This window comes from Devosia sp. P3_B2 (assembly GCF_056402875.1).
The window spans coordinates 23,071-47,754 of the sequence record NZ_JBFUGO010000006.1 but is presented as its reverse complement, the minus strand read 5'-3'; the positions used below and the strand labels follow the sequence as shown (position 1 = coordinate 47,754).

Below are 24,684 nucleotides of genomic sequence, written 5' to 3'. Positions count from 1 at the left end.
GATGACTGGAACGCTGATCCTCGTTCGCCACGGCCAAAGCGAATGGAACCTGAAGAACCTGTTCACCGGCTGGCGCAACCCCGATCTCACCGAGAAGGGGATCGAGGAAGCCCGCAGCGCCGGAAAGCGCCTGAAGGCCGCCGGTTACGTGCCGGACAGCTACTTCACCTCGGCGCTGAAGCGCGCCCAGCACACGCTCGACCTGATCCTCGAGGAGACCGGCGTCACCGAGGTGACGATCAATCGCTCGAAGCTCCTCAACGAGCGCGACTACGGCGACCTGAACGGGCTGAATAAGGACGACGCGCGGGCCAAGTGGGGCGAGGAGCAGGTGCACATCTGGCGCCGCTCATACGACGTCCCCCCGCCCGGCGGCGAAAGCCTCAAGGACACCGCGGCCCGCACCCTGCCCTATTACGACGCCCGCATCGCGCCGCTGCTGAAGGCCGGCAAGACCGTGCTGGTCGCCGCCCACGGCAATTCGCTGCGCTCGATCGTCATGGCGATCGAGGAGCTGACGCCCGAGCAGATCCTGAAGCGGGAACTGGCGACGGGCGAGCCGGTGGTCTATCGGATCGGCGCGGACGGGAAGCTGGCGGAGAAGGTGACGGTCTAGACCCCTCACCCGTCCCGGCTACGCCGGTGCACCCTCTCCCCGACGGGGAGAGGAATGGGTGCCCAGATCGAACCACAGCATATTCTTCTCCCCGTCGGGGAGAAGGTGGCGCGAAGCTCCGGATGAGGGGTCTACGCCCCCACAACCCCCGACTCCCACCCCAGGATCGCGCGCTTCCGCGGCACACCCCAGTGGTAGCCGGTCAGCGCACCGCTGGTGCCCACCACGCGGTGGCACGGCACCACGAAGCTGATCGGGTTCTTTCCCACCGCGGCCCCCACCGCCCGCGCCGCAGTCGGCCGGCCGATGTGGTTGGCGACCCGCTGGTAGGTCGTGGCCTTGCCCACGGGGATGCGCAGCAGCGTCTCCCACACCTGCACCTCGAAATCGGTGCCGATTAGGACGACGCGGACTGGCTCTTCCGGGTTCCAGCGGCTCGGGTCGAACACCCGGGCGGCGATCGGCGCGACGGCCTTGTCGTCGCGGCGATAGCGAGCGTTGGGCCAGCGATTGGCGAGGTCCTCGAAGGCTTCCTCGATCGACATGTTCTCGTCGGCAAAACCGATGCCCGAGAGCCCGTACTCCGTCATGGTCAGCACCGCGGTGCCGAACGGCGACGGCGCGGCGCCCCAGATCATCTCGAGGCCCCCGCCCTTCGCCCGGAAGGCGCCTGGCGGCATGGCCTCGTGGGTGACGAACAGGTCATGCAGGCGCGAGGTCGACGACAGGCCCACCTCGTAAGTGGTGTCGAGAACGCTCTGCTGGTCGGCCAGCAACTTTTTCGCGTGATTGAGCGCCACGGCCTGGGCGAAGCTCTTGGGGCTCAGCCCGCACCAGCGGCGGAACAGGTCGGTGAGCTGCCGCTCGGTCAGCCCGAGGGCACGGGCAAAACGCGGCAGATCGGTTTCGTCCGGCAGCGTCTCGCTGAGATAAGCAATCGCGGCCTGGACAGTCTCGTAGTCCGAGTTGGCGATGATGTTCTGGTGTTTGCTCATGATGAGCGGAACATAGGCGCGCCCGCCGCCGGTTGCGACCCGGTTTTGACGCTCTTGTGCCTAAACCCGCGCGCGCTTCAGCGCGGTGCCGAAAGCCTTGGCGAAGCTCGACTTTTCGTCCTGGTTGAGGAACTGACCGAGCGCGACGTCGCGGTCGCGGGTCCTCAGATGCAACGCGACGGTGCGCTCGTTGAAATCGCGATCGACCACCAGCTTGACGAAATAGGGGTTGAACCGGCTGAGGGTTTCCTTGCCGGTGCCGTCGACCTGCTTCAGCTCAAGCTGATCAGGCCACAGCGTCACTTCCTCGTAGCGCTTGCCATCGCGCTGCGAGGCGCTGAGCGCCCACCAGATCAACGCAATGTCGAGGCCGAGAAAGCCGACGATCGGCCAGGCGCCCATCGAAAAGAAGACCATGCCGGGGATGGTGGCCAGCACCGCAAAGAGCACCACGACAACGCGAACACCCTTGCGTCCCAGCGATCGATGGGGCGTCAGCTTTGCCGCGAATAGCGGCCTCGCTTGCGTTTGGGTCGTCATCTTGGGCATCAGTATAGCCTCAGAATCGGGATGACGGAAATGGCGCAGCAAAAAGTGAAGCGACTGCCAAAGGGCCTACCAACGTCAGATGTCGAAGCCATTTTCGGCGCTTTTGCGGCGGCCGAGCCCGAACCGAAGGGCGAACTTGACTACGTCAACCCCTTCACGCTGCTGGTAGCGGTGGTGCTTTCGGCCCAGGCGACCGACGCCGGCGTGAACAAGGCGACCAAGCTGTTGTTCCAGCTGGCGGATACGCCCGAGAAGATGGTCGGGCTTGGCGTCGCTGAGATCGAGGACAAGATCAAGACCATTGGCCTCTTTCGCAACAAGGCAAAGAATGTCTTCGCGCTGAGCCAGCAGCTGATCGAGAAGTTCGACTCAAAAGTGCCCGAGGATCGCGAGGCGCTGGAAACCCTGCCCGGCGTCGGGCGGAAGACGGCGAACGTGGTGCTCAACATCGCGTTCCGGCAACCCACGATCGCGGTGGACACGCACCTGTTCCGCGTCGCCAACCGCACCGGGCTGGCGCCGGGCGACAACCCGCTGGCGGTGGAGACCGGGTTGCTGAAGGTGGTGCCGGACCAGTACCTGCTGCACGCCCACCACTGGCTGATCCTCCACGGCCGCTACATCTGCAAGGCGCGAAAACCCGATTGCTGGCGCTGCATCATTCGCGAGTGGTGCCGGTTCGAGCCGAAGACGCCCGCGCCGAAGGGCAATTGATACAGCCAGTCTGTCGAGTTCCCGCTAAACCCCATACCCCCGCGCCATCGCCGCGGCGAAGCTCGGGATGAACACCAGCAACCCCGCCTGCAGGAACAGGAACCGGCGTGCCGCCGATATCTCGGCCGCAACCGGCGCGAACCCCACATCCGCCTTCGCCGCCTTCCGCCACCGTGCAATCGCCATAGTCGGCGGTATCGACGCCAGGCCGACGCCGGCGAAGGCGATCATCTTGGCCCAGAACACCCAGTTGCCGACATAGTACTCCCACCCCGCCGGCCCGAAGATCACCCGGATGATGCCGACGATAATGACGAGACCGGCCGTCGCGCCATAGGCGCCATCGAGTGCGCCGAGCTGGCCGAGGCGCTTGCCCTCGATCCCGGGCCGCAACAGCGCAAACTCGGCGGCAAAGATCGCCACCAGGGTGAAGACGGCGAGGTGGTGGGCAATGGCGAGGATCAGGTCGGTCATCATGTCGCTCCCGGTTCGGACAAACGCGCCTCGACCTGTGCGAGGCAGCATGTTAACACTGTTCGCACCGAGATAAGCCTGCATGTGAGCAATGTCAACATCCGAGAGTTCCGACCGCTATCATCATGGCGACCTGCGCCGGGCGCTGGTCGAGGCGGCACTGGAACTACTGCTGGAAGGCGGCACGGAAGCCTTGGGCATGCGCGAACTGGCGCGGCGGGTCGGCGTCTCGGCGGCAGCGCCATACCGGCATTTCCGCGACAAGCAGGCATTGATCCAGGCAGTCGCCGCCGCAGGGTTCGCACTGTTCCTCGAATCCGTGGAGGCGGCAAAGGCCGGCCTGCCGCAAGACGAGCAGTTTGGGGCGATGGCCGAAGCCTACGTGCAGTTCGCGCTGCGCTACCCGCGGCTCTACAAGCTGATGTTCTCGTCAGAACTGGGCAAGTTCGAGGACAAGGATTTGCGGCGCGCAGCCGACGCGGCCTACGAAAGCCTCGCAGTTGCCGCGGCGAAGGAAGATCCGGAGGCCCCGGGCGAGGCAGCGATCAGCGCCTGGGCCTTTGTCCATGGACTCTCGATGCTGCTGCTCGATGAGCAATTGCTCGGCGTCTCCGCTGCCAATGCCGAGCCGCTGGTCAAGGCGCTGACCCGCCGGCACGCGCAGCGCTTCGGAAAGCCGCGCCCGGCCTGAGGTTGGCGTTGCGCCAGAGCGCAATCTCCTCTATTTCCGGCGCGGTTCTTTTCGCACCATTCATTGAAGGATCGCCGATGGCCGAGACCCGGTTCGACGTTCTCACCATCGGCAACGCCATCGTCGACGTCATTGCGCCCATCGATCCCGGCTTCCTCGAACGCGAGGGCCTGTCGGAAGGCATCATGCACCTGGTCGATGCCGACCGTTCGGCCTACCTCTACGACCGGATGCCAGACAACAAGCGGCAGATCTCGGGCGGCAGCTCCGCCAATACGGCAGCCGGCGTCGCCTCGCTGGGCGGCAAGGCCTCGTTCGTGGGCAAGGTCGCTGACGATCCGCTCGGCGACGTGTTCGCCGATGACCTCGCACGGATAGGCGTGCACTACGGCGTCTCCCGCCTCAAGGATGGTCCTGCGACGGCCCGCTCGATGATCCTCCTCTCGTCGGACGGCGAGCGGACCATGAACACCTATCTCGGCGCCTGCCACCAGCTCACCACCGCCGACATCAAGGAAGACGAGATCGGCGGCGCCACGGTCACCTACATGGAAGGGTTCCTCTGGGACCCGACCGAGGCCAAGAAGGCGTTCGTCATGGCCGCGCACTACGCCCACAAGCATGAGCGCGCTGCGTCGTTCACGCTCAGCGATCCGTTCTGCGTCAACCGCTACCGCGACGAGTTCCTCGACCTGATCCGGTCCAAGACCATGGACATCGTCTTCGGCAATATCGAAGAGCTGAAGTCGCTGTACCAGACCGACCTCCACGGCGCCGTCCAGGCGATCGCCAGGGACGCCGAACTGGCTGCCATCACCATGGGCGCCGACGGCGCAATGGTGGTGCATGAGGGCGAGATCATCACCGTGCCGGCCTATGCGGTGCCCGAAGTGGTCGACGTCACCGGCGCCGGCGACCTGTTCGCCTCAGGGTTCCTCCTGGCCATCGCCCGCGAGCGCGACTACCGCACTGCGCTGCAGGCCGGATGCCTCGCGGCCAGCGAAGTGATTTCGCATATAGGCGCCCGGCCGGTAGCGGACCTGCAAGCGCTGGCGGCCGAGAAGGGGATTGGGATTTAGGCGCGCGGGGCGCCCCTCACCCTAACCCTCGGGGTGAGGGGCAGCCAAGCACACTAAACCTTCCGCAGCGCCACCCGCTCAATCGCGTGGCTCGGCCCTTTGGTCAGCACCAAATCCGCCCGGCTCCGCGTCGGCTGAATGTTGTCGCGTAGGTTCGGGAGGTTGATCTCTTTCCACGCCCACATGCCAAAGGCTTCGGCTTCCTCCGTGCTCATCTTGGTGAAGCGGTGAAAGAAGCTCTTGGGGTCGGCGAACGCGGTTTCGCGCAGGCGCCTGAAGCGCTCCATGAACCAGGTGGTCAGGTCGTTCTCGTCGGCATCGATAAAGATCGAGAAATCGAGGAAGTCGGAGGCGAAGAGGATCGGCTTGCCGGATTTCGGCATTTCGCCCGGCTGCAGGATGTTGAGCCCCTCGACGATCAGGATGTCGGGCCGGTCGATGGTGATGAACTCGCCATCGATGACGTCGTAGACGAGGTGCGAGTAGACCGGCACCTTTACGTCGGGCTTGCCCGACTTGATGTCCGAGAGGAACCGGATCAGCGCGCCGCGATCGTAGCTCTCCGGAAACCCCTTGCGCTCGGCGAGCTTCAGCTCGTCCAGCTGCTTGTTCGAATACAAGAACCCATCCGTGGTGACGAGGTCGACCTTGGGGGAGCTCGGCCAGCGGCTGAGCAGCGCCTTCAAAATACGCGAGGTCGTGGACTTGCCCACCGCTACCGAACCCGCAACACCGATGATGTAGGGCACCTTCCGGCCATCAGCGCCGAGGAACTTGGTCGACGCCCGGTGTAGTTCCTGGGTCGCTTCCACATAGAGTGAGATCAGCCGGCTCAGCGGCAGGTAGATCTCCTCGGCCTCGGTGAACGAGATCGGGTCGGTGAGAGCACGCAGCCGCTTCACGTCAGCGGCGTCGAGCGTCATCGGCTCGTCGGCGCGGAAGCCGCTCCACTCGGCCTTGGTGAAATAGTGGTAGGGGGCGAGCTCGAGCTTCTTGACCCCCATTAGCTTTGGGCCTTCCCGCGCGACGCCTTCTCCTCGAGGCCCGATTGCGCCGTGCGGCGCTCGAGCTGCGCCATCACGTCGGCCAGCGGTACCCCGGCGGCGCGGAGCAGCACCAGGAGGTGATAGATCACGTCGGACGCTTCGCCCTCGGTGCCCTTCTTGTCCTTGGTCACAGAGGCGATGATGATTTCGGCCGCTTCCTCGCCGAACTTCTTGGCGCAGCGCTCGACGCCGCCAGCGAGGAGTTTTGCGGTGTAGCTCTCCTCCGGCGAGGCGCCGGCGCGGGCGGCGATGCGCTGGTCCAGCGCTTCGAGGGTGAAGCTCATTTCGTGGCTCCCGGATTGAGGTCGTGACGCATGGCGATGCCGTGGCGCTCCATGTAGTCCTTGGCTTCGCCCACCGTGTAGGTGCCGAAGTGGAAGATCGAGGCGGCGAGCACCGCCGACGCGTGCCCCTCCTTCACCCCATCCACCAGGTCATCGAGCGAGCCGACGCCGCCCGAGGCAATCACCGGCACATGCACAGCGTCCGCGATGGCGCGGGTGAGTTTCAGGTCGAACCCGGACTTGGTGCCGTCGCGATCCATCGAGGTGACCAGCAGTTCCCCGGCGCCACGCTCGACCATCCGCGCGGCGAACTCGACTGCATCGAGGCCGGTCGGGTTACGGCCGCCATGGGTGAAGACTTCCCACTCGTCCATGTTGTGCTGGCCGGGGGCGCGAACCTGGCGCTGGCGGGCATCAACCGAGACGACGATGCACTGGTCGCCGAACTTGTCGGCGGCCCGGGCGACGAAGTCGGGATCGTTCACCGCCGAGGTGTTGATCGCCACCTTGTCGGCGCCTGCCAGGAGAAGCTTGCGGATATCCTCGATCTTCCTGACGCCACCACCCACCGTCACCGGCATGAAGCAATGCTCGGCGGTACGCGCCACCACGTCGAAGATGGTCTCGCGGTTGTCGGAGCTGGCGGTGATGTCGAGAAAGCAGAGTTCATCGGCGCCGGCGGCGTCATAGGCGATGGCGGCTTCCACCGGGTCGCCGGCGTCCACCAGATCGACAAACTGCACGCCCTTCACGACGCGGCCGTCCTTCACGTCGAGGCAGGGAATGATGCGGGTCTTGAGGCTCATTGGCGCGGATCCGAGGGCGGGCGCTTCAGCCGGGCGTAGATCGCAAAGCCGAAGGAGAACACCCAGAAAAAGAATGCGAACAGTCCAGCAAGGCCGAACAGCGTAGGCAGGATGCCGGAGAAGCCGGCGTAGAACAGCGCCAATATGGGCACCAGCGCCACTGGATACCACCAGAGCCGCACCCGCTCGACCAGCACCGGCTTGTTCTTGAGCTCGGCCATCAGGCGGCCCGCTGCTTCAGCAGCGCTATTGCTTCACGTGAATCAATGCGCCCGTCATAGAGCGCCCGGCCGGAGATGGCGCCTTCGAGGATCTGGTAGCGTGGTTCGGTCATGGTGCGGATGTCGTCCATCGAGGCGAGCCCGCCTGAGGCGATCACCGGGATCGACACGGCTTCCGCCAGCTCCAGCGTCGAAGGCCAATTGATGCCCTTCAGAATGCCGTCGCGGTCGATGTCGGTGTAAATGATCGCGGCGACCCCAGCGCCCTCGAAGCGCTGCCCCAGTTCAATCGCGGTCAGCTCGGACGTCTCGGCCCAACCCTCCACCGCCACCTTGCCGCCGCGCGCATCGATGCCGACCGCCACCTGGCCGGGGAACAACCGCGCTGCTTCGCGCACCAGCGCCGGATCGCGCACCGCGATGGTGCCGAGGATGACGCGAGAGAGGCCGCGGTCGAGCCACTCCTCGATATGCGCAATAGAGCGGATGCCACCGCCGAGCTGCACCGGAAAGCTCACCGTGTCGAGGATGGCCTGCACCGCCTCGCCATTGACGCTCTTGCCCGCGAACGCGCCGTTGAGATCGACGACGTGCAGGTACTCAAAACCCTGGTCCTCGAATGACTTCGCCTGCGCTGCAGGGTTGTCGTTGAACACCGTGGCCTGGTCCATATCGCCGAGCTTCAGGCGAACGCACTGGCCGTCCTTCAGGTCGATGGCCGGGAACAGGATCATGGCTTCCACCTCAGGAAGTTGCCGATCAGGGTCAGGCCGAGGCTCTGGCTCTTTTCGGGGTGGAACTGGGTGCCCAGCATGTTGTCGCGCCCGACGATGGCGGTGACGTCCTGGCCGTAGTCAGCCGTGGCGATCAACGTCTCGGGGCGGTCCACCGCCAGATGGTACGAGTGGACGAAATAGGCGTGCAGCCCATCCGGTCCGTCGGGGATGCCCGATAGCAGCGGATGGGGCTGCCGGATGGTCAGCGTGTTCCACCCCATGTGCGGCACCTTGAGGTCGCCTTTCGGCTCGAGCCGCACGACAGCGCCGGGGATCCAGCCGAGGCCCTTGGTGATCGCCTTCTCGCGGCCTTCCGTGGCCATCAGCTGCATGCCGACGCAGATGCCGAGGAACGGCACGCCGCCCTTGATCACCCGCTCTTCCAACACGTCGACCATGCCGGTGACGGCATCGAGCCCGGCGCGGCAATCGGCGAAGGCGCCGACCCCGGGCAAGACGATACGATCGGCGCGGCGGACGACTTCGACGTCGTCGGTGACGAGGATCTCGTCGGCGGTCCCTGTCTCACGCGCGGCGCGCTCGAAGGCCTTGGCGGCCGAGCGGAGGTTGCCCGAGCCGTAATCGATAATGGTGACCGTGCTCATCGGGTCTGCCGCTTCAGGTAGTCGACCAGTGCCAGGTCTTCACCGGCGGCGACGATCTCGGTGCGATAGAGGCCGCCACGTTTGCCGGTCTTCACCCGGCGGAAGCTCGAAGCCTCGAAACCGATCAGGGTGGCGAACAGCGCGTAGATCCAGAATGCCGCTTCACCACCGATCACCACGCTCGAAGCGATGATCGCCACGGTGCCGACCACCCAAACCGTGAGCAGCAGCCAGAGCCCGTGGACGAGCGCATGCACCGGCGGCAGCAGGGCTGCGGACCAGGAGAAGCGATCGGCCACCGCAGTGGGCGCATCGTTCGGGCGCTCGTAGACGGAATAGAGGGTCACGGTTATCCTCGTTGGATCGGCGTGGTTGCGGGTTCGCCTTAGAGCAAAACCCGCACGGTTGGAAGATGAGGGAACCGACCGCCTGCCATGCCGTTCGTTCAACAGGCTTCGAGGAGAGCTCCATGACGCACGATTCACCCGATCCGCATGGCGACGGAACCATGGGTTCCAAGCCCAGCCAGGGCATCTTCATCGGCTGGCTCGCCGTCGGGCTGCTCGTGCTGATGGCGGTCTTCACCGCGGTCCTCATCGGCGCGGGCGCCACGCACGGCTTCAGCTGATCTCGCCGGGAGGCGCGAAATGGCCGACGGTAAGTATCTCGCGGTGTTCTACAGCGACAAGGCCGGGCCGAAATGGCAGGCCTGGTACGCGCTATCCGAGGAGGAACGGCGAGCCAAGGACGCGATCGGCCTGCCGGCGCTCGAAGCCTGGGACGAAAAGCACAAGGATTCGATCGTCTACCAGGGCGGACCGCTGGGCAAAACCAAGCGCGTCTCCGACGACGGCGTGGCTGACGCTGTCAACCAGCTAACGGTGTTTGTGGTGGTTCGGGCGCCGTCGCTGGAGGCGGCGGCGCAAATGTTCGAGGGCCACCCGCACATGTCGATCTTTCCCTGCCACGCGGTGGAGGTGATGCCGCTGCTCGGGATGGAGACCGACGACGAGGGTCGGCCGAAGGGCTAAGCGCTAGAGCGTACCCTTGGTCGAAGGGATCGCATCCGCAGCGCGCGGGTCGATCTCGACGGCCGAGCGCAATGCCCGGGCCAGCGCCTTGAAGGCGCTCTCGGCGATATGGTGGTTGTTGTCGCCGTAGAAGGTCTCGACGTGCAGCGTGATGCCGGCATTCATGGCGAAGGCCTGGAACCACTCGCGGAACAGCTCGGTGTCCATCTCGCCCACCTTGTCGCGGGTGAACTCGACCTTCCAGACGAGGAACGGCCGGCCCGAGACGTCGAGCGCGACGCGGGTCAGCGTCCCATCCATCGGCAGGTCGGACGAGGCATAGCGACGGATGCCGCGCTTGTTGCCCAGCGCCTGCTTGATCGCTTCACCCAGTGCAATGCCGACGTCCTCGGCGGTGTGGTGGAAATCGATGTGCAGGTCGCCCTTGGCGACGACGCTCATGTCGATCAGCGAGTGCTTGGACAGCTGATCCAGCATGTGATCGAGAAAGCCGATGCCGGTCTGCATGTCGTGCTTACCGGACCCATCGAGGTTCACCGACACCTTGATGTCGGTCTCATTGGTCTTCCTCTTGATCTCGGCGGTGCGCATGGCTGCAGTCCCTGTCTGGCGCGGCGGCTTTAGCAGATAGCGCCTGAGGGGTGAAGATGCGGTGAAAGAGGGCCGCACGTCGTGAGCGGCGCGACCCAGGTAACCTCCGGGAAACTACCCAACCGGCTAGCCAGGTTTGCATTCCCTCGACCCGTGCCTAAATAGGGTCCAACAGTTCTGGAGTTTTTCCCAACATGTCGAAGGACAACGAGTTCCCCGGCTGGCACGGCACGACGATCGTCGCCGTCCGCAAGGGCAACAAGGTGGTAGTGGCCGGTGACGGACAGGTCTCGGTCGGGAACACCGTGATGAAGCATTCCGCCAAGAAGGTCCGGCGCCTCGCCGACGGCAAGGTAATCGGCGGCTTTGCCGGTGCCACCGCCGACGCGTTCACGCTGTTCGAGCGGCTGGAAGCCAAGCTGGTGCAGTACCCCGACCAGCTGATGCGCGCCTCGGTCGAGCTCGCCAAGGACTGGCGCACCGACCGCTACCTGCGCCGGCTCGAAGCGATGATGATCGTCGCCGACAAGGACGTCACCCTGGTGCTCACCGGCACCGGCGACGTGCTGACCCCCGACCACAACACCATCGCCATCGGCTCAGGCGGCAACTACGCCTATTCCGCGGCCCTGGCGCTCAGCGAGAACACCGAGCTCGATGCCGAGGAGATCGCCCGCAAGGCGATGAAGATCGCGGCCGAGGTCTGCATCTACACCAACGAGAACGTGACGGTCGAAACGATTGAAACCGTCTGACGCCCACCGCTACGGCTTCCGGCCCGTGACGCAAGCCGACCTGCCGCTCCTGGCGCGCTGGCTGGCGGAGCCGCACGTGGCGAAATGGTGGGACAACGACCTGGGCAAAGCGCTGAAGTCGATCGAAGGCCACATCGATAGCATCTCGGTGGAGCCGTTCATCGTCGAGCTCAATGGCAAGCCGATCGGCTACATCCAGAGCTACGATCCGCATCTCGAAGATGGCCACCCGTACCAGGACCAGCCGACCGGAACGCTGGGGATCGACCAGTTCATTGGGGTGCCCGAGCTGATCGGCAAAGGCCACGGCCCGCGGCTGATCGAGGCGTTCGTCGAGCTACTGTTCGAGGAAGGCGCCATCCGGGTGATCATCGATCCCGATCCGGCCAATGCGGCGGCGATCCGGGCATACGAGAAAGCCGGGTTCGAGAGCTTCGATACGCGGCACTCGGAATACGGCCCGGCGCTGATGATGGCGCGGAACGCCGACGGAGATTTCGCGTGAGCTGGACCACCCGCCGGCTCGCCGCTGCAGACGCCGAAGCCTACCGGTCGCTCCGGATCGAAGGGCTGCAGAACTCGCCCGCCTCGTTCGGCTCGAGCCTCGCGGAGGAGATCGACAAGCCGGCTTCGGCCTGGGTCGACCGCCTCGACAAGGGCTTCGTGTTCGGCCTGTTCGATGCGGAGGCGCTGGTCGGCACTGCCGGCTTCTATCGCGAGGCGATGCTGAAGTCGGCGCATCGCGGCCACCTGGTTGGCGTCTATCTCAGCCCCGGCTCACGGGGCAAAGGCGGCGCGGACCTGTTGATCGCCGCGGTGATCGCGGAAGCCCGCAACCACGTCCTGCAGCTGCACCTCGCGGTGACGCAGGACAACCCAACGGCCCGCCGGCTCTACGAGCGGCACGGCTTTGTGACATACGGCGAAGACCCGCGCGGCCTGAAGGTCGATGGCGTCTTCTACGATGACTATCTCATGGTGCTGCGCCTCGATGAGGGCAGCGGAAAGTGACGGATTATGAGTGACACCAATTTCTCCCCGCGCGAGATCGTCTCCGAGCTCGATCGCTACATTGTCGGCCAGCATGACGCGAAGCGCGCCGTCGCCGTGGCGCTGCGCAACCGCTGGCGCCGGCAGCAGCTGCCCGATGACCTCCGCGCCGAGGTGACGCCCAAGAACATCCTGATGATCGGGCCCACCGGCGTCGGCAAGACCGAGATCAGTCGCCGGCTGGCCAAGCTCGCCCAGGCGCCGTTCATCAAGGTCGAAGCCACCAAGTTCACCGAAGTCGGCTATGTCGGCCGCGACGTCGAACAGATCATCCGCGACCTGGTCGAGGCCGGCATTTCGCTGCTGCGCGACAAGAAGCGCGGCGAGGTGCAGGCGCAGGCTCACCACAATGCCGAAGAGCGGGTGCTCGACGCACTGGTCGGCTCGTCCGCCTCGCCGTCGACCCGCGACAGCTTCCGCCAGAAGCTCCGCACCAACGAGCTCGACGACAAGGAAATCGAGATCGAGATGCAGCCGACCGGCAATCCCGGCGGCTTCGACATCCCCGGCATGCCGGGCGCCAATATCGGCGTGATCAACATCCAGGACATGCTGGGCAAGGCGTTTGGCGGCCGCGGCGTGAAGCGCAAGGTGAAGGTCAAGGACGCGCATCAGCCGCTCCTCGCCGAGGAAGCCGACAAGCTGCTCGACCAGGACCAGCTGAACAAGGAGGCCGTCGACCTGGTCGAGAACCACGGCATCGCCTTCATCGACGAGATCGACAAGATCGTGAACCGCGAAGGCGGCTACGGTGGTGGCGTCTCCCGCGAGGGCGTACAGCGCGACCTGCTGCCGTTGATCGAAGGCACCACGGTCTCCACCAAGTACGGACCGGTGAAAACCGACCACATCCTGTTCATCGCCTCGGGCGCCTTCCACGTCGCAAAACCCTCGGACCTGTTGCCCGAGCTGCAGGGGCGCCTGCCGATCCGCGTCGAGCTCAAGGCGCTGACCCGGCAGGACCTGATCGGCATTCTCAACGACACCGATGCCAGCCTGATCAAGCAGTACGTGGCGCTGATGAAGACCGAGGGCCTGACCCTCGACTTCACCCCGGACGCGATCGAAGCGATCGCCGACGCGGCGGTGCAGGTGAACTCGACGGTCGAGAATATCGGCGCCCGCCGGCTCGCCACTATCCTCGAGCGGCTGGTCGAGGACATCTCGTTCGACGCGCCCGACAAGGCCGGCGAGACGATTCGGATCGATGCTGCCTATGTGCAGGACCGCATCGGCAAGATGGCGGCCGACACCGACCTCAGCCGCTTCGTGCTGTAAGGCTACAGAACGACGAATTGAGAAGGCCGGGAGCGATCCCGGCCTTTGCTATTCTGCTGCGGTGGTGCCGCCGAACTGTGCGCCGTGCAGCCGCGCATAAGCGCCCGCCCTGCCGATCAGCTCGGCATGCGTCCCCTGCTCGACGATACCCTCGCTGCTCACCACCACGATACGATCGGCATTGCGGATGGTGGCGAGCCGGTGCGCTACGACGAGCGTCGTGCGCCCCTCCGACAGTGCGGCGAGCGCCTGCTGAATGGCGTACTCGGTCGCGGTGTCCAGCGCCGAGGTCGCTTCGTCGAGAATGAGGATCGGCGGGTTCTTCAAGAAGATGCGCGCGATGGCGAGGCGCTGCTTCTGGCCGCCGGACAGCTTTACGCCACGCTCGCCGGTCGGCGTATCGAGCCCGTCCGGCAGTGACAGCACGAACTCGTCCAGCGCCGCGCGGCGCAGTGCATCCATGATTTCCTCGTCGCTGGCGCCGAGACGGCCATAGGCGACGTTCTCACGAATGGTCGAGCCGAACAGGAATACATCCTGCTGCACGATGCCGATCTGGCTGCGCAGCGAGGCCTGGGTCATGTCGCGGATGTCGACGCCGTCGATACTGATGGCGCCGGCGGTGACATCGTAGAAACGCGGCAGCAGCGAGCAGATGGTGGTCTTGCCGGCGCCGGACGGGCCGACAAAGGCCACGGTCTCACCGGCGGCGATCGTGAGGTTCAGCCCGTCGAGCACCTTGTCCTTTGACGCCGGATCGCCCGAATAGGCAAAGCTCACATTGCTGTAGACGATGTCGCCCTTGAGGCTCTCGACCGGCTTCGCCCCTGGTCGATCTGCAGTATCAGGCTCCGTGTCGATCAGCGTGGTGAACCTGCGGAACCCCGCGATGCCCTTGGGGTAGCTCTCCGGTACCGAGGTGATCTTGTCGATCGGGCGGAAGAAGACGTTGACCAGCAGCAGGAAGCCGATGAAGCCGCCATAGCTCAGGTCGCCCTTGATGACGAACCAGGTGCCGGCGACCATCACCACCAGCTGCACGAAGCGGGTGCTGAAATAGCTGAGCGCGATCGACGCGGTCATGATGGCGTAGGCGCTGAGCTTGGTGGCGCGATAGCCCTCGTTGTTCTTGGCGAACAGGCCGCGCTCATAGTCCTCGTTGGCGAAGGCCTTGACCACGCGGATGCCGCCGACGCTCTCCTGCACGCGGGTGTTGAAGTCGCCGACCTGGCGGAACAGCTGCTGCCAGGTGCGGGTCATGCGAGAGCCGTAGCGGCTCACCAGCCAGGTCATCAGCGGCACGATGATGGTGGTCATCAGCGCCAGCTGCCAGTGCACCGTGAACATCAGGATGAAGGCGCCGATGAAGGTCATCACCGCGATGAACAGGTCTTCCGGGCCATGGTGGGCAACCTCGCCCACCTCCTCGAGATCCTTGGTGACGTGGGTGATCAGCTGGCCGGTCTTGTTGTTGTCGAAATAACGAAAGCTGAGCTTCTGGATGTGATCGAAGGCCTGCCGGCGCATGTCGCTCTCGATCGAGATGCCGAGCGCATGGCCCCAATAGTTGACGATAGCGATGAGCGCTGTGTTGAGCGCGTACACCGCCAGCAGCAGCGCAGCCGTGCCGGCGATCAGCCCCCAGTTCTGGCCCGGCAACAAGTCATCGACGAACAGCTTCACCGCCAGTGGGAAGCCCAGCTCAAGAACGCCGGCCAGTACGGCGCAGCCGAAATCGAGAAAGAACAGGTGCCTATAGGGTGCGTAATAGGCAAAGAACCGGCGCAGCATGAAACTCGTCCGAACAGGTCAGCAAAATATCGGCTAGCGCATAGTCCGGTTGCCGGAGGCTGTCCACTCGCTGGTGTGTTCCACGTGAATCCGCGAAGTGGCAGCGTCGGTCAGGGCCGGCGGGCGTTGCTCGCAGTCTTGGCCGCGAGCGAGAGCTCCTGCTGCACGGGCGATTCCGGCGTGGTGTCGAAGGCGAGGTGCAGCAGCTGGCGCACCGCCTGGCGGCTCATCGGCTCCGAGATCAGGAAACCCTGTGCTTCGGTGTAGCCGAGGAGCTGGACATCCTTGAGCTGTTCGGGGGTCTCGACCCCTTCGGCAGTGGTGACCATGCCCATGCGCTGGCCGATATCGGCGACCGATCGCATGATGATCAGGGCACCCTGCCGGTTGTCCAGCGCGCCGACGAACGAGCCGTCGAGCTTGATCTTGTCGAATGGGAAAGCCAGCAGATAGCTAAGCGCCGAGTAGCCCGTGCCGAAGTCATCGAGCGCCACCTTGAGCCCGAGGGCGTGCAGCCGGTGCAGGGTATCGAGGTTCTGCTGGCTGTTCTCGAGGAACAGCGTCTCGGTGATCTCGATCTCCACCCGATCGGCGGCGAGGCCGCTGGCACGCAGCGCATCCATCACGACGCCGACCAGGTCGCCACGGCCGAACTGCACCGACGACACATTGACGGCAACGTGCATCCTTGCCGGCCAGCTGGCCGCCTCGGCGAAGGCCTGGCGGATGACCCATTCCCCGATCGGCACGATCAGCCCGAGTTCCTCAGCCAGCGGAATGAACTCGGCCGGCGGGATGATGCCCTCGATCGGGTGGCGCCAGCGCAGCAATGCCTCGAAGCCGGCGATGGTCTGCGAGTCGAGGTTGAGGATGGGTTGGTAGAACAGTTCGAACTCCCCGTTGGCCAGCGCACGGCGGAGGTCGCGCTCGATGCGGCTGCTCTCACTGAGCGTCCGCTGCAGGTCCGGCTCGAAGAAGCGGTATCCGCCGCGTCGTCCGCGCTTGATCGAGTAGAGCGCCAGGTCGCCGTTCCTCAGCAATTTGTCGGCGCTCTGGCCATCGCGCGGCGCCATGGCGACGCCGATGCTCACGCCGACCAGCACGGCGTGATCGTCGATATCGAACGGCCGGCGGATCGCCTCGAGAATCGACTTGGCCAGCACCAGCGCGCTTTCGGGGGTGCCGTCGGGGTGCAGCACGGCGAATTCGTCGCCACCCATGCGGCCGACGGTTCCGGCGTCTCCGACACACTCGCGCAGGCGAGCCGCCACCTGTTTCAGCAGCTTGTCGCCGGCGGCGTGACCCATCGAGTCGTTGATCGCCTTGAAGCCATCGAGATCGAGACAGAGCACCGCAAAGCTGCCGCCTGTCGGCAGTGTATCGATGGCCTGCCCGAGCAGCTGGTAGAGCAGGTTGCGGTTCGGCAGCTCGGTGAGCGAGTCGTGATAGGCCTGGTGCGTGAGCTCGGCCTGCATGTTGTGCAGCTCGGTGATGTCACGGTGCATGGTCACCCAGCCGCCATCGCCCATGGCGCGGTGGGTGACCGACAGCACCCGCCCATTGTTGAGATGGTGCGTCGTCGTCGAACTCACGCCGTCCGCCGCCGTCACCAGCCGCTCGCGCAGATAGGCGGCCGGATCGCTGCCAGCGGAAGTTCCGGCGGCGATGCGGGCCCTGAGGATCGAAACAAGCGACGTGCCGACGCGGCCGAACCGGCGCGGCAGATTGTAGATGTCGAGATATTGTCGGTTGCAGACCACCAGTCGGCGCTGCCTGTCGAACATCGCGAGGCCTTGCGCCATGTTCTCGAGCGCCGTGAGGAAGCGGGTGTTCTGGGTGCGCAGCTTCTTCTGGCTCTGGCGCAGCTGCGCGGTCCGGTTCTCGATCTCTGCCTCGAGCCCGACCTGGAACGCCGTGAGCTCGCCCACCATCAGCTCGATCGATCGATCGGTGCGCGTGCGGTCCAGCTCGGCGTCTTCGTAGGCAGCCGTCACCAGCCGTTCGAGCGCCGCCAGGTCGACACGCCCGGCGGCGTCCGTCGATTTTTCCAGCTGCCGATCAAACAGCTTACGCAAATCAGGCCGCCTGCTCTGCCAGTACTGTCACGGTCATCGTCTGGTTGTGCAACTGGCAGAAGCCGGAGACCTCGTGCGGCGATATCTCACCGTAGGAATAGAAGCCGACCGGCACACAGCTCTCCGCCAGCTCAGCGGTAGCCGCCTCGATCTCCTCGTCGATGCGTTGACCCATGAGCAAGCGCCGCCCAATGCAGCTGACGAAGATAGCGGCGCTTTGTGCATCGGGCTGCGGATGCGCATTGAGCACGGCGCGCTGCGTCGCCTCCGCCGCGCCGGCGCAGAGCCGGTTGAAGCTGCCGCGCATCAGCTGAGCCGACCAGCCCTGGGGCATATCTCCGGCAAATGTCATCGAGCCCGACTCGTGATCGACGGCAAGGATGGTGCGAACGACGCTGCGTTCGGGGTGTTTGGGATCGAAGATGCGCAGCGGGAACAGCAGCGCCGAGCCGGGCAGGTTCTGGCTCTCCTCCGGTCCGAGATAGAGCTTGTAGAGATCGAGCGCCGGCTTGCCGTCGACCTCGTACAGCACATTGCCGTCGGAGCGAGTGATCTGGCGCATCGGCCCGAACACATCCCAGCCGCCGGCGCTGCCGTGACCGATGCGGATGGCATCGCCATAAAAGCCAACCGCTGCAATGGTGTTGGGCGCCGGGGGACTGTCACAACCCACGAGGGTCTGGGCAAAATCAGCGCCGTCGCCGGCAAGGCCGCCGCTGACCGGCACGTCGCGCCCGACTTCGCTGACGACGCCTTCAACCAGCGCGCTGCCATTGACGCGCAGTCCGTCCGACAGGATGAACACGCCGGCCAGGCGGTCGCCCTTGAGCGCAGCGCCGATGGCGGCGCCGGTCGCACGTGAGTCGGCGGAGCCCTTTATCTCGGCGCGGGCGACGCGCAGGTCGGTCGCCGCGAAGTCCAGTGCCAGGGCGCAGGCCGTATCGTCGCTGACGTCGAGCCCGGCGAGTTGCCCGCCGGTCGAGCACCCCAGCAGGTGCGCGTCGGGAAAGCGCGACCGAAGACTGTCGTAAAGCCCGCCATCGGCGAGCATCTGGCGGGTGCCGAAATAGAAGACCAGACCAGCCCGGTCGAGAGACACGTCTGCCTCCGACCATTGGGACTGCTTGTCCCAGAACAGTTGCGAGACGCGCATGCCACCCTCTTCCAACATCCAGCGGATGGTGACGATTGTGTGGACCAAACCTTAACGTTTCGCCGCAAGACCTGCGTTAGTTTGTCTCCAAGGCTGCTACTCCAACTACTTAGTGTCAATCAGCAAGCCGTAAACTATAGCGCACGGCACCTTTCACGGCGCAACTGTCGCCATGGCCCAAAGCACCCAGGCAGGCGTCGCCTACTTCACCCGACGGGCGACTTCGGTGCTGAGATAAGCCAGATCTTCCGGCGCCAACTTGGCAATATCGCGGGCGAGGCGGTTGGAGAGTTCGGTGGCCTCGGGGGGCATTCCGGCAGTGTCGATGGTGATCCTGGGGTCGCTCATCTCCGCAAGGCGCTGCAGTTCCTCGGCGTCGTCCCAGATGACGTTGAAATAGGCGATGATCCTTTGCATCAGCGCGAAGGTCGGCTTGCCGCGGCGGCCATGTTCGAGGGCGCTGAGATAGGCGCTGGAAACGCGCAGCGCCTTGGCCATGTCCTTCAGCGTCACGCCGCGTTCGTCACGCATCTGGCGAAGCTTCAGCCCGAGTGGAGTCATCGATAATCCCGCTCCCGTCGTAACCGCACGTAGAAGGCGCCATCGCCGCCATGGCCTTGCGCCGCCGTATCCCAGCCCGCGACCAGCGGCGCGAGGTTTGGCGCACTGAGCCATACCGGCAGCATGGCGCGAAGCACCCCGCGTTCGACGATCACCGCTGCGTCGTCGCCGAGCTTCTTCAGCCCCTTGCCGGTGATCACCAGCAAGGTTCGATCGCCGCGCGCTGCCCGAGCCTGGATGAAGCGGGTGAGCGCTGCGTGCGCCTCAACCTGGCGCATGCCATGCAGGTCGATCGTCCCATCGATCTCTTCGCGCCCCCGCTGCAGCCGCTGTTTCAGGTTGGGTTCGATCCCGGCGCGCGGTTGCTTGGCCGGCCGGCCGTCGGATTGATATGCCGGCATGGCCGGCAGCAGGCGGTGGCGCTTGGGCGGCGGCGGCGTAGGTATGGGCAGCGGTTCGGTGTCGAGGTTCACGATCTGCCGCGGCGGCCGCAGCGGCGAAACCGTCTGCGACACCTCGAGCCAAAGGTGCCAGTCGGGGAGCTGGCCCTTTCCATCCGACCGGCGCTTGGCCATCGCATCGCCCCCCGAGCGTGGCCTCTTATTCGAGCTGACTGGTGGCGACGAGCTTCCAGTTGGGATCGCGCGCCTTGGGGTTGCGCGCAAAAGTCCATTCGTCGGCGATGTTGGTGACCTGGTCGGCATTGCCTTCGAGCAGGTTGCCGTCCTTGTCGCGGGTGGCCGAGACCACTTCAGCGTGGAAGCGGATGGTGACGCTGGCGGCCCGCTTGTCTACTTCGGCTTCCGAAATCTCGACCTTGGGCAGCCCGACAAAGGTGAAGTCGATCTTGTGGCCGGCGGCCTCGCGATCTTTGATGACGCGCTCGAAGCCGTCATAGACGTCCTTTTCGAGCAGGTTCTTCAGGGTCTGGCGGTCCCCGGCGGCGAACGCCGTGACGATCATCTCATAGGCGGACTTGGCGCCTTCCATGAAGCTCTTGGGCCCGAAGTTCGGGTCGGCGTCAGCGATCGCATTGAGGCCCGCCGCAACCTTGTCGTCGCCATGCGAGAACTGGGTGATCTCGGTCTCGAGCTTGCGCGCCGCCCGGGCCTGATCCTCGTCGGTCTCTGGAACCGGACGCGGGCGCATCTGCACCACCGTGTCGTCGCCGGCCTTCACCGGCGCCGCCTCACGCTGGCGCTCCAGCGGGGAACGCTCACGACCGGTACGGGTGCCGAGGACCTGACGCAGGCGGAACAGCACAACGATCGCCAGACCAATGACGATGAGCGTGGGGATATCGAAGAATTCATCCATCGGACGTGCTACTCGCGCCAGGGGAAAGGGGGCGTCCGGCTCGCGGAGCCAAAAATGTGACCTATATATAGGGAAACGCTCAGCCGGAAACCAGTTCACGTTTGGCTGAGGAGCCCGGCGGGGCCTTTATGACGCAGCGCTTTCGAAAGGGTTACCCATTGGGCCGCCTATTGTTCCTGATCTTTCTGCTGGTGCCGCTGGTCGAGATCGCGTTCTTCGTGGTGATCGGCAACGCCATCGGCTTGTGGCCGACGCTGGCGGGCGTAGTGGTGACGGCGATCATCGGTTCGCTGGTGATCCGCATGCAGGGACTGTCGCTGCTCAACGAGATCCGCTCGACGGTGGGGCGCGGGCAGTTGCCGGCGCGAGCATTGGCCGACGCGATGATGGTCGGGGTCGCGGGACTGCTGCTGCTTTTGCCGGGCTATTTCTCCGACCTCATCGGCATCCTGCTGCTGATCCCGCCGGTGCGCTCGGCAATCTACGCCTTTCTCAAGTCCCGGGTGACGGTCGTCACCTCGACCACCGGGGCCGGTCCCGGCTTTGCGCAACGGCGTGTCGACGATGGCACGATCGACCTCGATTCGGACGAGTGGCGGCCGCGCTGAAGGCCACCGCGCTTGTGGCTGAGTGCCAAAGGTGCTAGCCACCCGGCCGACCGAAAGCTCGAGGATTTTCGACTATGGCTGACCAGACCCCGCCCGAGGCCGCGCCGGCACCCGCGAACGCCAGCACGGCGCCCAGCTACAGCCTCGTCGGGCAGTACACCCGCGACCTGAGCTTCGAGAACCCGGGCGCGCCCGGTTCGGTGCTGTTGGGCGGTTCGAACCCCAACTTCACCGTCGGCATCAATGTCGGGGTGAAGAAGCAGGCCGACGATCTCTACGCCGTCGAAATCAACCTCAACGCCAAGGCCGAGCGCGACAAGACCGTGCTGTTCAACGTCGAGCTGGTCTATGGCGGCGTGTTCCGGGTGAGGAACGTGCCCGAGCAGCAGCTGCCGGCCCTGCTGATGGTCGAGTGCCCGCGAATGATCTTCCCGTTCGCCCGCCATGTGCTCGCCACCATCGTCCAGCTCGGCGGCTTCCCGCCGCTGATGATGGAGCCGGTGGATTTCAACGCGCTCTACATCCAGAACGTCCGCAACCTGCAGGCGCAGCAGGCCGCTCCGGGCACGCCGACCAACTAAGCGGGCCTACTCGGCCGCCGCGAGTTCGGTGGGATAATTGCTCCACAAGGCGTCGGCGCCGAGCGTGCCGACGAGCTTCAGGTGGGCGGCGAATTCGATGTCGGTCAGCCGTGACGGCAGCGGCACCGGCCGCTGGCGCGCCGGCGCCATCGTCACGGTGATGCCGCTCTCGATATGCGTCTCGGCCACCAGCGCCAGCGCCACCTGCCGGCCACCGATCAGCTCCAGATAGACATCGGCGAGGATCTCGCTGTCGAGCAGCGCGCCGTGCAACACGCGCTTCGAATTGTCGATGCCATAGTGCTTGCAGAGCGCGTCGAGGCTGACGCGCGCGCCCGGATGGCGCTCGCGCGCCACCATCACGGTGTCGATCACCTCATTGGTGAGGCTGGGCTTGCCGAGCTTTTCGAGCTCGAAGTTGAGAAAGCCCATGTCGAACGGGGCGTTGTGGATCACCAGCGTGCCATCGCCGATGAACTCGAGGAAGGCGTCGGCCTCGGCGCTGAACAGCGGCTTGTCGCGCAGGAACTCGGTCGACAGCCCATGCACCCGGAATGCTTCATCCGGCACGTTACGCTCGGGATTGAGATAGACGTGGAAATGCCGGCCGGTCGGGATGTGGTTGATCAGCTCGACGCAGCCGATTTCGACGATGCGGTCGCCCGTCACCGGCGATAGGCCGGTGGTTTCGGTATCGAGGACGATTTCGCGGCTCATTGGCGGGCTTTGGCTTCCTGACGCAGCCTCTGCACCAGGTCGGCAACCGATTGGCGGGTCGCTTCGATGGTGTCGGCGGTGTCGATTATGTAGGTGGCGCGTTTCACCTTTTCAGCCTGTGTTAGCTGACGGGCAAGGATGGCCTCAAGCTTTTCCACCGTCATCCCGGGACGAGCCAGGGCACGCCGGCGTTGCTCGGCCGCATCGACGATGGTGACGATGACGGCATCGAGCCCCCAATCGACGCCGTTCTCGAACAGCAGCGGGATATCGACCACCGCAATCGCTTCACCACGAGCTTCGGCCTCGGCGAGGAACGACCTTATCCTCGCCCGCACCAGCGGATGCACGATGGCCTCGAGCTGCTGCAACCGCCCGGGATGGCCAACCAGATGCCGACTGAGCTTTTCGCGATCGATGACCCCGTCCACCGTAACCCCGGGAAAAGCTGCCTCGACCGGCGCGACAGCCGCGCCGCGGTAAAGGTCATGCACCGCCTCGTCGGACGAAAAGGTCGGGATGCCGAGATCGGCGAAGGCCTTGAGCACCGTCGATTTGCCCGTCGCGATCGATCCGGTGAGCCCGAGCTTCAGCATCAGAGCGTCGCCTCGATTCTGGCGCGCAGCGCCGGGGTCACCTCGGGGCGGACGCCGAACCAGGCCTCAAAGCCGGGGACCGCCTGATGCAGCAGCATCCCGAGCCCGTCGACGGTGCGGAGACCGAGCGCGCGGGCGTCGGTCAGCAGCGGCGTCACGAGCGGGACATAGACGATGTCGGTGACCAGCGCTGTCTTGGGCAGCAGCCGGAGGTCGAGATCGTCGAAACGGGTGTCGTGCATGCCGACGGAACTGGTGTTCACCACGAGGCCGGCCCCGGGTGCGTATTGGGCGTAGTCCGCGAGGCTGCCGGGAAGGAACGGGCCGGCAATCTCCCTCGCCAGGGCTTCAGCCTTCTCCGGCGTGCGATTGAGCAGCACGATCTCGGGAACCCCGCGTTCGCGCAGCGCGACGAGAATAGCGCGGGCCGCACCGCCGGCGCCGAGCACGATGGCGCGGTTCAGCCCCTCCGCCCAGCCCGGGGCGTTCTGGTCGAGATTGCCGAGAAAACCCATGAAGTCGGTGTTGAAGCCATGCACCTTGCCGTCGCGGGCGACGAGCGTGTTCACCGCCGCGATGGTGGTCGCCAGTGGGTCGACGCTGTCGCAGAGGGCAAACACCGCCTCCTTGTGGGGTATGGTCACGTTGCCGCCGGCGAACTCGCCCTGGCGCAGGCGCTCGACGAAAGCCGGCAACTCCTCGGGGGCGACGTCGATCGCCTCGTAGCCGCCATCGATACCATGCTCAGCGATCCAGCTGCCGTGGATCAGCGGCGAGCGGGAATGCTTGATCGGGTGGCCGATGACGAAGGCTTTTTTCACGTGAATCACTGAGCGAGGGTTTCAGGGGCATGCTGACGCAGCGCGGCCAGCAAGGGCAACAGCGGCAGCCCCAGAATGGTGAAATAGTCACCCTCGATCCGCTCGAACAGCCGGATCGACGGGCCCTCGAGCCGATAGCCACCGACCGAACCGAGCACTCCGGGCCCTTCAAGCGCGAGGACCGCGTCGCCTTCCACCGCATCGAAGCGGCGCATGGTGAGCGATGCCGTGTCCGTCGCGGACCAGAGCAGGCGGCCTCCGCGGGCCAGGGCGACACCGGCATGGAGGAAATGCGTGTGCCCTGCCAGCCGATCTAGCTGGTTCGCCGCGACGGCAAGGGTCTCGGGCTTGTGCAGAAGGTCCCCATCAAGCGCCAGCACCTGGTCCGCACCGATGACGACTGCCCCCTGCCGGGCCGTTGAAACCGCGATGGCCTTCGCCTCTGCGAGGTGACACGCCACGGATCGAGCGTCACCGCCTTTCCCCAGCACACCCGCTTCGAGCGCCCGTTCGTCGATTTGCGCTGGACTCGTTTCGAATCGGAGCCCGGTGCCCGCCAGCAGGGCTTTTCGCGCAGAACTCTGGGAAGCAAGGATCAGCATGGTCCGGGTTTTCCACACTGTCCTTGTTCGCTCAAGTGCAGCGGCGGTGGACAACGGGCCGCCGCGGCGCAACGCCCGAGTTCTCCCCGCTGGGACGAGATCGCTCAACAGGCCGACCCCGCGGGAGAGTTAACAAAGGGTTAAGGTGAGTTGTGGGGATAACCGGTTGCGTGAAGCACCGTCCATCCACAGCCCCGTTAACGGATCGTCAACCATTGTGACATGGTTAAGACTTAGTAAACGGCGCGACTCCCGAGGCACCCCTCTTCTCTTCACCGCCGATGATTCACAGGCTCCGGCA

General features: G+C 65.2%; 33 protein-coding genes. 12 read left to right on the top strand and 21 right to left on the bottom strand.

Features of this window, described 5'->3' with window-relative positions; translation table 11 throughout:
• Position 1 precedes the first annotated feature (1 nt).
• Positions 2 to 616, top strand: a complete 615-nt coding sequence (locus AC1DV8_RS10400) for a 2,3-bisphosphoglycerate-dependent phosphoglycerate mutase (protein WP_477157416.1) — start codon at positions 2 to 4, stop codon at positions 614 to 616.
• 131 nt (positions 617 to 747) lie between these two features.
• Here AC1DV8_RS10400 and AC1DV8_RS10395 read toward each other — a convergent pair whose 3' ends face one another.
• Positions 748 to 1,611 (bottom strand): methylated-DNA--[protein]-cysteine S-methyltransferase, encoded by an 864-nt coding sequence (locus AC1DV8_RS10395; RefSeq protein WP_477157415.1) that lies wholly within the window; start codon positions 1,609 to 1,611, stop codon positions 748 to 750.
• Between the two features lie 60 nt (positions 1,612 to 1,671).
• Entirely contained in the window at positions 1,672 to 2,160 is a 489-nt protein-coding gene (locus AC1DV8_RS10390) for a DUF2244 domain-containing protein (RefSeq protein WP_477151808.1), read from the bottom strand.
• A gap of 30 nt (positions 2,161 to 2,190) precedes the next feature.
• Here AC1DV8_RS10390 and nth point away from each other — a divergent pair, with 30 nt between their 5' ends.
• Positions 2,191 to 2,874, top strand: coding sequence for an endonuclease III (gene nth, locus AC1DV8_RS10385; protein WP_477157414.1), 684 nt, complete (start codon positions 2,191 to 2,193; stop codon positions 2,872 to 2,874).
• A gap of 24 nt (positions 2,875 to 2,898) precedes the next feature.
• Here the strand turns inward: nth and AC1DV8_RS10380 are convergent, their stop codons facing one another.
• Positions 2,899 to 3,348, bottom strand: coding sequence for a DUF2214 family protein (locus tag AC1DV8_RS10380; RefSeq protein WP_477157413.1), 450 nt, complete (start codon positions 3,346 to 3,348; stop codon positions 2,899 to 2,901).
• Between the two features lie 91 nt (positions 3,349 to 3,439).
• Between AC1DV8_RS10380 and AC1DV8_RS10375 the strand changes: the two genes are divergently transcribed.
• Together AC1DV8_RS10375 and AC1DV8_RS10370 are read left to right on the top strand one after the other, a co-directional pair.
• Positions 3,440 to 4,039, top strand: a complete 600-nt coding sequence (locus AC1DV8_RS10375; protein WP_477151811.1) for a TetR/AcrR family transcriptional regulator — start codon at positions 3,440 to 3,442, stop codon at positions 4,037 to 4,039.
• 77 nt (positions 4,040 to 4,116) lie between these two features.
• Complete coding sequence (locus AC1DV8_RS10370; protein ID WP_477157412.1) at positions 4,117 to 5,118, top strand: adenosine kinase; 1,002 nt, start codon at positions 4,117 to 4,119, stop codon at positions 5,116 to 5,118.
• Positions 5,119 to 5,171: 53 nt separating this feature from the next.
• Here AC1DV8_RS10370 and coaA read toward each other — a convergent pair whose 3' ends face one another.
• Genes coaA through AC1DV8_RS10335 form a run of 7 tightly spaced genes read right to left on the bottom strand, consistent with a single transcriptional unit; the run spans position 5,172 to position 9,203 of the window.
• Positions 5,172 to 6,122 carry a type I pantothenate kinase gene (gene coaA / locus AC1DV8_RS10365; protein WP_477157411.1) on the bottom strand — a complete coding sequence of 317 codons (951 nt, stop codon included), beginning with the start codon at positions 6,120 to 6,122 and terminating at the stop codon, positions 5,172 to 5,174.
• Complete coding sequence (locus AC1DV8_RS10360) at positions 6,122 to 6,448, bottom strand: phosphoribosyl-ATP diphosphatase (RefSeq protein WP_477157410.1); 327 nt, start codon at positions 6,446 to 6,448, stop codon at positions 6,122 to 6,124. The genes coaA and AC1DV8_RS10360 overlap by 1 nt, the downstream gene beginning before the upstream one ends.
• Positions 6,445 to 7,254: an imidazole glycerol phosphate synthase subunit HisF gene (gene hisF / locus AC1DV8_RS10355; RefSeq protein ID WP_477157409.1), complete on the bottom strand. Its 810-nt coding sequence runs from the start codon at positions 7,252 to 7,254 to the stop codon at positions 6,445 to 6,447. Before hisF ends, AC1DV8_RS10360 begins: the two co-directional genes overlap by 4 nt.
• Positions 7,251 to 7,475, bottom strand: a complete 225-nt coding sequence (locus AC1DV8_RS10350) for a hypothetical protein (RefSeq protein WP_477151816.1) — start codon at positions 7,473 to 7,475, stop codon at positions 7,251 to 7,253. The genes hisF and AC1DV8_RS10350 overlap by 4 nt, the downstream gene beginning before the upstream one ends.
• Positions 7,475 to 8,209 carry a 1-(5-phosphoribosyl)-5-[(5-phosphoribosylamino)methylideneamino]imidazole-4-carboxamide isomerase gene (gene hisA, locus AC1DV8_RS10345; RefSeq protein ID WP_477157408.1) on the bottom strand — a complete coding sequence of 245 codons (735 nt, stop codon included), beginning with the start codon at positions 8,207 to 8,209 and terminating at the stop codon, positions 7,475 to 7,477. Before hisA ends, AC1DV8_RS10350 begins: the two co-directional genes overlap by 1 nt.
• On the bottom strand, positions 8,206 to 8,856 hold the full coding sequence (hisH, locus tag AC1DV8_RS10340; RefSeq protein WP_477157407.1) for an imidazole glycerol phosphate synthase subunit HisH: 651 nt from the start codon (positions 8,854 to 8,856) through the stop codon (positions 8,206 to 8,208). The genes hisA and hisH overlap by 4 nt, the downstream gene beginning before the upstream one ends.
• Positions 8,853 to 9,203, bottom strand: a complete 351-nt coding sequence (locus AC1DV8_RS10335) for a DUF2628 domain-containing protein (RefSeq protein ID WP_477157406.1) — start codon at positions 9,201 to 9,203, stop codon at positions 8,853 to 8,855. The genes hisH and AC1DV8_RS10335 overlap by 4 nt, the downstream gene beginning before the upstream one ends.
• Before the next feature lie 122 nt (positions 9,204 to 9,325).
• Between AC1DV8_RS10335 and AC1DV8_RS10330 the strand changes: the two genes are divergently transcribed.
• Together AC1DV8_RS10330 and AC1DV8_RS10325 are read left to right on the top strand one after the other, a co-directional pair.
• Entirely contained in the window at positions 9,326 to 9,484 is a 159-nt protein-coding gene (locus AC1DV8_RS10330) for a hypothetical protein (protein WP_477151820.1), read from the top strand.
• Positions 9,485 to 9,503: 19 nt separating this feature from the next.
• Entirely contained in the window at positions 9,504 to 9,887 is a 384-nt protein-coding gene (locus AC1DV8_RS10325) for a YciI family protein (RefSeq protein WP_477151821.1), read from the top strand.
• Between the two features lie 3 nt (positions 9,888 to 9,890).
• On the opposite strand, the gene hisB is transcribed toward AC1DV8_RS10325, so the two are convergent.
• Complete coding sequence (gene hisB, locus AC1DV8_RS10320; RefSeq protein ID WP_477157405.1) at positions 9,891 to 10,478, bottom strand: imidazoleglycerol-phosphate dehydratase HisB; 588 nt, start codon at positions 10,476 to 10,478, stop codon at positions 9,891 to 9,893.
• 194 nt (positions 10,479 to 10,672) lie between these two features.
• Between hisB and hslV the strand changes: the two genes are divergently transcribed.
• The 4 genes from hslV to hslU are packed head-to-tail and all read left to right on the top strand — an operon-like array spanning position 10,673 to position 13,561.
• The gene (gene hslV / locus AC1DV8_RS10315) at positions 10,673 to 11,233 is read left to right on the top strand and encodes an ATP-dependent protease subunit HslV (RefSeq protein WP_477151823.1); all 561 of its coding nucleotides are present in this window, start codon (positions 10,673 to 10,675) and stop codon (positions 11,231 to 11,233) included.
• The gene (locus AC1DV8_RS10310; RefSeq protein WP_477157404.1) at positions 11,220 to 11,738 is read left to right on the top strand and encodes a GNAT family N-acetyltransferase; all 519 of its coding nucleotides are present in this window, start codon (positions 11,220 to 11,222) and stop codon (positions 11,736 to 11,738) included. Before hslV ends, AC1DV8_RS10310 begins: the two co-directional genes overlap by 14 nt.
• Positions 11,735 to 12,244, top strand: coding sequence for an N-acetyltransferase family protein (locus AC1DV8_RS10305; RefSeq protein WP_477151825.1), 510 nt, complete (start codon positions 11,735 to 11,737; stop codon positions 12,242 to 12,244). The genes AC1DV8_RS10310 and AC1DV8_RS10305 overlap by 4 nt, the downstream gene beginning before the upstream one ends.
• Positions 12,245 to 12,250: 6 nt before the next feature.
• Complete coding sequence (gene hslU, locus AC1DV8_RS10300) at positions 12,251 to 13,561, top strand: ATP-dependent protease ATPase subunit HslU (RefSeq protein WP_477157403.1); 1,311 nt, start codon at positions 12,251 to 12,253, stop codon at positions 13,559 to 13,561.
• A gap of 48 nt (positions 13,562 to 13,609) precedes the next feature.
• Here hslU and AC1DV8_RS10295 read toward each other — a convergent pair whose 3' ends face one another.
• The 6 genes from AC1DV8_RS10295 to AC1DV8_RS10270 form a co-directional block, all read right to left on the bottom strand.
• A complete protein-coding gene (locus AC1DV8_RS10295) occupies positions 13,610 to 15,352 on the bottom strand; it encodes an ABC transporter ATP-binding protein (RefSeq protein ID WP_477157402.1) in 1,743 nt (580 codons plus the stop codon).
• A gap of 110 nt (positions 15,353 to 15,462) precedes the next feature.
• Positions 15,463 to 17,427, bottom strand: coding sequence for a putative bifunctional diguanylate cyclase/phosphodiesterase (locus AC1DV8_RS10290; protein WP_477157401.1), 1,965 nt, complete (start codon positions 17,425 to 17,427; stop codon positions 15,463 to 15,465).
• Position 17,428: 1 nt separating this feature from the next.
• Positions 17,429 to 18,580: an FIST signal transduction protein gene (locus AC1DV8_RS10285; protein ID WP_477157400.1), complete on the bottom strand. Its 1,152-nt coding sequence runs from the start codon at positions 18,578 to 18,580 to the stop codon at positions 17,429 to 17,431.
• A 201-nt stretch (positions 18,581 to 18,781) separates the two neighbouring features.
• Complete coding sequence (locus AC1DV8_RS10280) at positions 18,782 to 19,141, bottom strand: helix-turn-helix domain-containing protein (protein WP_477151830.1); 360 nt, start codon at positions 19,139 to 19,141, stop codon at positions 18,782 to 18,784.
• On the bottom strand, positions 19,138 to 19,716 hold the full coding sequence (locus AC1DV8_RS10275; RefSeq protein ID WP_477157399.1) for a Smr/MutS family protein: 579 nt from the start codon (positions 19,714 to 19,716) through the stop codon (positions 19,138 to 19,140). The genes AC1DV8_RS10280 and AC1DV8_RS10275 overlap by 4 nt, the downstream gene beginning before the upstream one ends.
• Before the next feature lie 25 nt (positions 19,717 to 19,741).
• Positions 19,742 to 20,458: a Tim44/TimA family putative adaptor protein gene (locus tag AC1DV8_RS10270; protein WP_477157398.1), complete on the bottom strand. Its 717-nt coding sequence runs from the start codon at positions 20,456 to 20,458 to the stop codon at positions 19,742 to 19,744.
• 158 nt (positions 20,459 to 20,616) lie between these two features.
• On the opposite strand from AC1DV8_RS10270, the gene AC1DV8_RS10265 reads away from it, so the two are divergent.
• Both AC1DV8_RS10265 and secB read left to right on the top strand, forming a co-directional pair.
• Positions 20,617 to 21,066 carry an FxsA family protein gene (locus tag AC1DV8_RS10265; protein WP_477151833.1) on the top strand — a complete coding sequence of 150 codons (450 nt, stop codon included), beginning with the start codon at positions 20,617 to 20,619 and terminating at the stop codon, positions 21,064 to 21,066.
• A gap of 74 nt (positions 21,067 to 21,140) precedes the next feature.
• On the top strand, positions 21,141 to 21,647 hold the full coding sequence (secB, locus tag AC1DV8_RS10260) for a protein-export chaperone SecB (protein ID WP_477157397.1): 507 nt from the start codon (positions 21,141 to 21,143) through the stop codon (positions 21,645 to 21,647).
• 6 nt (positions 21,648 to 21,653) lie between these two features.
• Here the strand turns inward: secB and dnaQ are convergent, their stop codons facing one another.
• The 4 genes from dnaQ to AC1DV8_RS10240 are packed head-to-tail and all read right to left on the bottom strand — an operon-like array spanning position 21,654 to position 24,383.
• Positions 21,654 to 22,364, bottom strand: coding sequence for a DNA polymerase III subunit epsilon (gene dnaQ / locus AC1DV8_RS10255; RefSeq protein WP_477157396.1), 711 nt, complete (start codon positions 22,362 to 22,364; stop codon positions 21,654 to 21,656).
• Positions 22,361 to 22,960 (bottom strand): dephospho-CoA kinase, encoded by a 600-nt coding sequence (gene coaE / locus AC1DV8_RS10250; protein ID WP_477157395.1) that lies wholly within the window; start codon positions 22,958 to 22,960, stop codon positions 22,361 to 22,363. The genes dnaQ and coaE overlap by 4 nt, the downstream gene beginning before the upstream one ends.
• Positions 22,960 to 23,781, bottom strand: coding sequence for a shikimate dehydrogenase (locus tag AC1DV8_RS10245; RefSeq protein ID WP_477157394.1), 822 nt, complete (start codon positions 23,779 to 23,781; stop codon positions 22,960 to 22,962). The genes coaE and AC1DV8_RS10245 overlap by 1 nt, the downstream gene beginning before the upstream one ends.
• A gap of 5 nt (positions 23,782 to 23,786) precedes the next feature.
• On the bottom strand, positions 23,787 to 24,383 hold the full coding sequence (locus AC1DV8_RS10240; protein ID WP_477157393.1) for a Maf family protein: 597 nt from the start codon (positions 24,381 to 24,383) through the stop codon (positions 23,787 to 23,789).
• Between the last annotated feature and the right edge of the window lie 301 nt (positions 24,384 to 24,684).

What these genes read in the sequence shown, in the direction of transcription:
- AC1DV8_RS10370 (WP_477157412.1), top strand. Translation starts at nt 4,117, where the DNA reads ATGGCCGAGACCCGGTTCGACGTTCTCACCATCGGCAACGCCATCGTC.
- coaE (WP_477157395.1), bottom strand. Translation starts at nt 22,960, where the DNA reads ATGCTGAAGCTCGGGCTCACCGGATCGATCGCGACGGGCAAATCGACG.
- AC1DV8_RS10295 (WP_477157402.1), bottom strand. Translation starts at nt 15,352, where the DNA reads ATGCTGCGCCGGTTCTTTGCCTATTACGCACCCTATAGGCACCTGTTC.
- AC1DV8_RS10390 (WP_477151808.1), bottom strand. Translation starts at nt 2,160, where the DNA reads ATGCCCAAGATGACGACCCAAACGCAAGCGAGGCCGCTATTCGCGGCA.
- AC1DV8_RS10380 (WP_477157413.1), bottom strand. Translation starts at nt 3,348, where the DNA reads ATGACCGACCTGATCCTCGCCATTGCCCACCACCTCGCCGTCTTCACC.
- AC1DV8_RS10325 (WP_477151821.1), top strand. Translation starts at nt 9,504, where the DNA reads ATGGCCGACGGTAAGTATCTCGCGGTGTTCTACAGCGACAAGGCCGGG.
- hslV (WP_477151823.1), top strand. Translation starts at nt 10,673, where the DNA reads ATGTCGAAGGACAACGAGTTCCCCGGCTGGCACGGCACGACGATCGTC.
- AC1DV8_RS10240 (WP_477157393.1), bottom strand. Translation starts at nt 24,383, where the DNA reads ATGCTGATCCTTGCTTCCCAGAGTTCTGCGCGAAAAGCCCTGCTGGCG.
- AC1DV8_RS10330 (WP_477151820.1), top strand. Translation starts at nt 9,326, where the DNA reads ATGACGCACGATTCACCCGATCCGCATGGCGACGGAACCATGGGTTCC.
- hisH (WP_477157407.1), bottom strand. Translation starts at nt 8,856, where the DNA reads ATGAGCACGGTCACCATTATCGATTACGGCTCGGGCAACCTCCGCTCG.
- AC1DV8_RS10280 (WP_477151830.1), bottom strand. Translation starts at nt 19,141, where the DNA reads ATGACTCCACTCGGGCTGAAGCTTCGCCAGATGCGTGACGAACGCGGC.
- AC1DV8_RS10285 (WP_477157400.1), bottom strand. Translation starts at nt 18,580, where the DNA reads ATGCGCGTCTCGCAACTGTTCTGGGACAAGCAGTCCCAATGGTCGGAG.
- hisA (WP_477157408.1), bottom strand. Translation starts at nt 8,209, where the DNA reads ATGATCCTGTTCCCGGCCATCGACCTGAAGGACGGCCAGTGCGTTCGC.
- coaA (WP_477157411.1), bottom strand. Translation starts at nt 6,122, where the DNA reads ATGGGGGTCAAGAAGCTCGAGCTCGCCCCCTACCACTATTTCACCAAG.
- hslU (WP_477157403.1), top strand. Translation starts at nt 12,251, where the DNA reads ATGAGTGACACCAATTTCTCCCCGCGCGAGATCGTCTCCGAGCTCGAT.
- hisF (WP_477157409.1), bottom strand. Translation starts at nt 7,254, where the DNA reads ATGAGCCTCAAGACCCGCATCATTCCCTGCCTCGACGTGAAGGACGGC.
- secB (WP_477157397.1), top strand. Translation starts at nt 21,141, where the DNA reads ATGGCTGACCAGACCCCGCCCGAGGCCGCGCCGGCACCCGCGAACGCC.
- AC1DV8_RS10360 (WP_477157410.1), bottom strand. Translation starts at nt 6,448, where the DNA reads ATGAGCTTCACCCTCGAAGCGCTGGACCAGCGCATCGCCGCCCGCGCC.
- AC1DV8_RS10270 (WP_477157398.1), bottom strand. Translation starts at nt 20,458, where the DNA reads ATGGATGAATTCTTCGATATCCCCACGCTCATCGTCATTGGTCTGGCG.
- dnaQ (WP_477157396.1), bottom strand. Translation starts at nt 22,364, where the DNA reads ATGAGCCGCGAAATCGTCCTCGATACCGAAACCACCGGCCTATCGCCG.
- AC1DV8_RS10400 (WP_477157416.1), top strand. Translation starts at nt 2, where the DNA reads ATGACTGGAACGCTGATCCTCGTTCGCCACGGCCAAAGCGAATGGAAC.
- AC1DV8_RS10395 (WP_477157415.1), bottom strand. Translation starts at nt 1,611, where the DNA reads ATGAGCAAACACCAGAACATCATCGCCAACTCGGACTACGAGACTGTC.
- AC1DV8_RS10375 (WP_477151811.1), top strand. Translation starts at nt 3,440, where the DNA reads ATGTCAACATCCGAGAGTTCCGACCGCTATCATCATGGCGACCTGCGC.
- nth (WP_477157414.1), top strand. Translation starts at nt 2,191, where the DNA reads ATGGCGCAGCAAAAAGTGAAGCGACTGCCAAAGGGCCTACCAACGTCA.
- AC1DV8_RS10350 (WP_477151816.1), bottom strand. Translation starts at nt 7,475, where the DNA reads ATGGCCGAGCTCAAGAACAAGCCGGTGCTGGTCGAGCGGGTGCGGCTC.
- AC1DV8_RS10275 (WP_477157399.1), bottom strand. Translation starts at nt 19,716, where the DNA reads ATGGCCAAGCGCCGGTCGGATGGAAAGGGCCAGCTCCCCGACTGGCAC.
- hisB (WP_477157405.1), bottom strand. Translation starts at nt 10,478, where the DNA reads ATGCGCACCGCCGAGATCAAGAGGAAGACCAATGAGACCGACATCAAG.